Source organism: Leucobacter sp. M11 (assembly GCF_035726885.1).
In the GTDB taxonomy this organism is placed as follows: Bacteria; Actinomycetota; Actinomycetes; order Actinomycetales; family Microbacteriaceae; genus JAPFRB01.
The window spans coordinates 342,468-343,710 of the sequence record NZ_JAPFRB010000001.1; the positions used below are offsets into that span (position 1 = coordinate 342,468).

Annotated in this window: 1 protein-coding gene; it reads right to left on the bottom strand. The window is 74.2% G+C overall.

Annotated features, from left to right (window positions below; genetic code table 11):
• Positions 1 to 1,243, bottom strand: a 1,243-nt coding sequence (locus OOT08_RS01705) for a DUF4118 domain-containing protein (RefSeq protein WP_325090840.1), incomplete at both ends; no start/stop codon positions are given.

Here is a 1,243-nt window from a genome sequence, read left to right on the forward strand (position 1 = left end):
CGTCGTTCTCGGTGTCGCCGCGCCGCTGGAAGGGCTCGAAAACGCTCTCGCGCCGCTCGGGCGCGATACCCGGGCCGTGGTCGATCACGCGGATCTCCGCCCGAGTTCCGAAGGCGCTCGTCGTGAGCCGGATCCGCTCCCCCTCTGGCGTGAAGCGGCCCGCGTTCGCGAGCAGGTTCACGAGGACCCGCTGCAGCAGCGCCGGATCGGCGAGCACCGGGCCCGCGTCCTCGCGAAGGTCCAGGGCGACCTGGCCGGGGCCGAGGCCAAGCTCGTCCAGGGCGGGCAGGATCGCGTCGGCCGGGTCGATGGGCCGCAGCGCGACCGCGACCGCGCCGACCTCCAGGCGGCTCACGTCGAGCAGATCGGTCACGAGCGCCGCCAGGGTGCCAAGGCTCTCCTCCGCGGTGTCGAGCAGCTCCGCCCGATCGGCGGGGTCGAGCCGGGCCCCGGCGGTGCGCAGGCCCCCGACCGCCGCGGTGGCCGCCGCGAGCGGGCGGCGCAGGTCGTGACTGACGGCGGACAGCAGGGCGCTGCGCACCCGGTCGGTTTCCTCCAGGGTGCCGAGTTCCGACGCGGTCTCGCTGAGATCGCGGTGCTCGAGGGCCGCGGCGACCTGGGCGGCGATGACGCCGAGCAGTCGCCGCTCCGAGGCGGCGATCACGCCCCCGGTCAGTTCCAGCTCGGCGCGCTCCCCGACCGGTACCCGGAACGGCTCCGCGTCCGCGGCCTGACCGGCGTCGACGACCTCGGCATGGTCCCGGGTGTCCGCGGACGATTCCGCGAGGACCGTGCTCCCGTCGAGCAGCCGCACCCGGCTCACGCCGAAGGCCTCCCGGGTGCGCTCCAGGAGCGCGGGCACGGCCTGCTGGCCGCGGAGCACGCTGCCCGAGATCGTGGCGAGCAGTTCAGCTTCCGCGGCGGCCCGGCGGGCGGCCCGCGCCTGCCGGGCGGCGCGGTCGACGACGACGCTGACGAGCGCCGCGATGAGCACGTAGAGCACGATGGCGAGCACGTGCTGCGGCTCGGAGATCGTGACGGTGTGCTTCGGATCGATGAAGAAATAGTCCAGCGTGATCCCGGACAGCACCGCCGCGGTGAGCGCGGGCCAGACCCCGCCCGTGAGCGCGACGAGGACGACGAGCAGCTGATAGCTCAGCACATCGCTCGTGATCGAGTCCGGGGTGTGCCGGGTGACGAGGAACCAGGTGAGCAGCGGCAGCCCGGCGGCCAGGAGCAGGAA